At 53.5% G+C, this 4,245-nt stretch carries 6 protein-coding genes; 5 read left to right on the forward strand and 1 reads right to left on the reverse strand.

Going from position 1 to position 4,245, the window contains the following annotated elements; translation table 11 throughout:
* The first annotated feature begins 66 nt into the window (after nt 1-66).
* The 5 genes from Q7W83_RS01215 (at nt 67) to Q7W83_RS01235 (ending at nt 3,541) form a co-directional block, all read left to right on the forward strand.
* Nucleotides 67-288 carry a tautomerase family protein gene (locus Q7W83_RS01215; RefSeq protein ID WP_008025002.1) on the forward strand — a complete coding sequence of 74 codons (222 nt, stop codon included), beginning with the start codon at nt 67-69 and terminating at the stop codon, nt 286-288.
* Nucleotides 285-941: a DsbA family oxidoreductase gene (locus Q7W83_RS01220; protein WP_150631834.1), complete on the forward strand. Its 657-nt coding sequence runs from the start codon at nt 285-287 to the stop codon at nt 939-941. Before Q7W83_RS01215 ends, Q7W83_RS01220 begins: the two co-directional genes overlap by 4 nt.
* Nucleotides 942-983: 42 nt before the next feature.
* Nucleotides 984-1,694 (forward strand): SDR family NAD(P)-dependent oxidoreductase, encoded by a 711-nt coding sequence (locus Q7W83_RS01225; protein ID WP_150631833.1) that lies wholly within the window; start codon nt 984-986, stop codon nt 1,692-1,694.
* 67 nt (nt 1,695-1,761) lie between these two features.
* Nucleotides 1,762-2,604, forward strand: coding sequence for an oxidoreductase (locus Q7W83_RS01230; RefSeq protein ID WP_473655565.1), 843 nt, complete (start codon nt 1,762-1,764; stop codon nt 2,602-2,604).
* A 376-nt stretch (nt 2,605-2,980) separates the two neighbouring features.
* Nucleotides 2,981-3,541: a hypothetical protein gene (locus Q7W83_RS01235; protein ID WP_473655566.1), complete on the forward strand. Its 561-nt coding sequence runs from the start codon at nt 2,981-2,983 to the stop codon at nt 3,539-3,541.
* A gap of 294 nt (nt 3,542-3,835) precedes the next feature.
* On the opposite strand, the gene Q7W83_RS01240 is transcribed toward Q7W83_RS01235, so the two are convergent.
* A partial coding sequence (locus Q7W83_RS01240) for a hypothetical protein (RefSeq protein ID WP_473655567.1) occupies nt 3,836-4,245 on the reverse strand: 410 nt, incomplete at its 5' end.

Genomic DNA, 4,245 nt, shown 5'->3' on the forward strand with positions numbered 1-4,245 from the left:
AACTCCTACATTGAGCTCCAACACCTACCCATCATCCCGATGAGCAGGTCACTGGAGATCTTCCTCATGCCTTTCGTAAGCGTACGCATTACCCGCGATGGCGTTACCTCTGAGCAGAAAGCTCAGGTGATCGCTGAAATCACTGAAACACTGGAGCGCGTCCTCAAGAAAGACCCGCACCTGACCCACATCGTGATCGAAGAAGTCGACACCGATAACTGGGGCTACGCCGGCATCACCACCACCCAGTACCGCAAGCAACTGGCTGAGAAGGAGGGCAAGTCGTGACTGCATCGGTCTCCATCGATTTCATCTCCGACGTGGTGTGCCCTTGGTGTGCATTGGGCGCGACGGCGTTAGAGCAGGCGATTGCGAACGTGGCCGGTGAGGTCTCGGTAGAGCTGACCTACAAGCCCTTCGAGTTGAACCCGAACATGCCGCCGGAAGGCGAGAAAGCCGTCGAGCACTTGATGCGCAAATACGGCCGCACTGCCGAAGATGTTGCCGCCGGTAAAGCCATGCAGATCGCTCGCGGCGAGGCCATCGGTTTCACCTTCGATCTGGAGAAGCGCAGCCACTTCTACAACACGTTTGATGCGCATCGGTTGCTGTTGTGGGCGTTGCAGGAAGGGCGGCAGGTTGCACTGAAAAAGATCCTGCTACGCGCTTACTTCACCGACGGCCAGAACCCGAGCAATCGCGAGACGCTGGTCCGTTTGGCAGCAGAAGCAGGGCTGGATGCGGCAGCGGCTCAAGACGTGTTGGCGTCCGGCGCGTTTGCCAAAGAAGTACGTGAACTTGAAGCGTTTTACCAGCAGCACGGCATCAATTCGGTACCGGCCATGGTGCTTAACGGCCGTCACCTGGTGTCCGGTTCACAGTCGGTCGAGTACTACGAACAGATGTTGAGACAAATGGCGAAGGAACCCGCCGAAGCTTGATTCATTACTTTTCAAACCATCATTTATGAGTAGAGGTTCATCATGAGCAATTCGAAAAAAGTCATCGTTATCACTGGCGCTTCCCAAGGTCTCGGCGCAGGCATGGTCAAGGCATTCCGTGATCTGGATTACAAAGTTGTCGCCACTTCGCGTTCGATCAAGCCATCCACCGATCCGGACATCCTCACCGTGGCCGGCGACATCGGCAACCCGGAAGTCGCTCAACAAGTGATCCGCGAAGCCATCGCACGCTTCGGCCGCGTAGACACCCTGATCAACAACGCCGGGATCTTCGTCGCCAAACCGTTCACCCAGTACACCGCTGAAGACTACGCCAATGTGCTGTCGGTGAACCTGAACGGCTTCTTCTACATCACCCAACTCGCCATCAACGAGATGGAAAAACAAGGCAGCGGCCACGTCGTCAACATCACCACCAGCCTGGTCGACCACGCCATCGATGGCGTGCCATCGGTACTGGCCTCGCTAACCAAAGGTGGCCTGAACGCGGCGACCAAATCCCTGGCCATCGAATACGCCAAGCGCGGTATTCGGGTGAACGCGGTTTCCCCAGGCATCATCAAAACCCCGATGCACGGTGAAGAAACCCACGCAGCACTGGGCGCTCTGCACCCGGTCGGCCACATGGGCGAAATCAGCGACATCGCGCAGGCGGTTGTGTACCTCGACAGCGCCAACTTTGTGACTGGTGAAATTCTGCACGTGGATGGTGGGCAGAGCGCCGGTCACTAAGACCTGACCTGACTGTCCGCAACGCCGTCGATCACTATCGACGGCGTTTTCATTTGGAGAGCGCACCATGAACACCCACGTTCACAAGGTTTTCCTCATCACCGGCGTCAGTTCTGGCTTCGGCCTGGCCTTCTCGCAAGCAGCACTGGCAGCGGGGCATACGGTGGTCGGCACCGTACGGCGTGAATCCGAGCGTGCTGCTTTCGAAGCGCTGGACGCCCATCGCGCCAAGGCATTTGTGCTCGACGTCACCGATTACCCGGCAATTGATCCGTTGGTGGCCGAAATCCTGCGCGAAGCAGGTCGGATCGACGTGCTGGTGAACAATGCCGGTTATGGTCATGAGGGGATTCTCGAGGAATCGCCGTTGACCGAAATGCAGCGCCAGTTCGACGTCAACGTGTTTGGCGCGGTCGCCATGATCAAGGCGGTTCTGCCCGGCATGCGTGAGCAAGGCAGCGGGCACATCGTCAACATCACCTCCATGGCCGGCTTCATCACCTTGCCGGGCATCGCCTACTACAGCGGCAGCAAATTCGCCCTTGAAGGCATCAGTGAAGCACTGGCCCAAGAAGTGGAAAGCCTGGGTATCCACGTGACGGCCATGGCGCCGGGCTCGTTTCGAACCGACTGGGCGGGGCGCTCGATGATCCGCTCGAGTCGCGCGTTGAGTGATTACGACGCGGTGTTCGATCCGGTTCGCAAGGCGCGTGAAGAGAAGAGTGGCCGGCAGGCGGGTGATCCGCGCAAGGCGGCGCAGGCATTATTGACCCTGGTGGCGGCTGAGAAACCGCCGGTTCATTTGTTGTTGGGTAAGGATGCGGTGAGGTTGGTGCGGGAGAAGATTGTGCGGCTTCAGGCGGAGATTGATGCTTGGGAAGGGCTTTCTGAGTCGACGGATTTCGACTGATCGACGCCCTGATTGCGTTGACGATCAAACGGTAGAAACAACAAAGCCCTCGTATTTCTACGAGGGCTTTGTTTTGTATGGTGGCACCAGACGAACGATAGCCGTCAGCCGAACTAGATTTTCCGTGGGTCTGGAAGTCGGTGGAAAATTTGGCGTACCCCTACAAGTAACTATAAATAAATCAGCTAGCTATGGCGTTCGGTGGAATCGAATCCGGGACTTTTGTCAGCACGTTGTCGTCCTTCAGATGTCGCGCGTACAGGCTCCTCTGTTATTCTGATTCAAAAATCATGCGTTTGGATGAGACGTTATGTTGCATTCAATAAGTTATCAAGCGACAGATATGTCGGCTAATTAATGGTTGGGGAAGCTGAGTATGCATCGCTTAATAGAAAATGGACTTGTTTCTATCAGCATTGCGATATTATGTTCTGGTTGCACATCCTATTCGTCGCAGCCGACAATCAACAAACACATTGAACCCGAAGAAAAAGAAAATATCTTCAGCTTTAGTTACGAAATGAACTCTCCATGGAAAGATAGTCGCTTTGGCAAGGACGCATACGCAGCGACACTAAAATTTATTCCAAGTGCGCAAGATGCCAGCTCAAACCCTACAGCTTCGACTTTTCCTACATTAGAAATAAAAATCTCAGAATTTTCATCTGGCGGCGCTTGCGCACAAGATTACTTAACGGGCTTGAGTCTTGGTTTAATTCCTAGCTGGTGTACAAGACCAAACCTTTTCAAGTTTAATTTCATACTGAATAAAGATCGCAGCGTTTGTAGGCAAAAAACGTATTCAATAAGCTCCACGTCGTTCTCACATCTCACAATGATTCCCTTCGCCCTATTCAATGCGAACAATCAACCATTAACGCTCTATCAGGCCGCGCTAAAAGATTTCCTTCAAAGAGGTCAATGTACAACGTCCTAAAAGTTATGTTCCGTGCTTCGCCCGCCGCTGCGGAGGCCAATGTCAAGCATTGGAGGCCGTTTGAGATCGAAACTTATCTTAGGTGACCGTCTGCTTCTGGACCGTTTTCTGACCTTCGTTTAGCGGTCGAACTGCCAGGGTTTTCCTAAGCGATGAGTGAATAATTGCATGGTCAGCGAATAGTAATAGCGCGTCGATTCAGTATGTTGGTTTAGGCGGTGATTCAAAAGCCACGCCATGGAAAAAAATCTGTCCCTATTTCTGGTCCCTGTTTCTGCTTTTTTCGACGGCTTATTAAATTTCCAATTTGTATTCGTGTCTGATTTGGCTTCTCACAGAGGAAAGCAATTCATGGAAGAAGGGTTGTTCGGCTTTCCCGTGCGCCGCGTGGGAGCACATGTATGCAATTACGTCGGCAATTTCAAACAGCTCCGAGGCGCAGCCTCCGATATTTGGAGCGGTATATAAGACGGGCCCCGTACCCATATCGTTAAAGCCTCTAGCCCAGTAATGCGCTTGGCGAGCCTTGTCGCCGAGGAATTTCACTTTGGTGGAGTCCAACGCTACGAATACCTCCATTTGCTCCACGTTTGGCACCTTCCCACCAAGTTGGCTTGCGAGGCCCATTTGGGCAAGCAATCCAAGGATGCCTTTTACATCAAACTTAACCGGAACCTCGACAGTCGTACCACCGCTCTCGAGGA

Source organism: Pseudomonas sp. 300 (assembly GCF_055803035.1).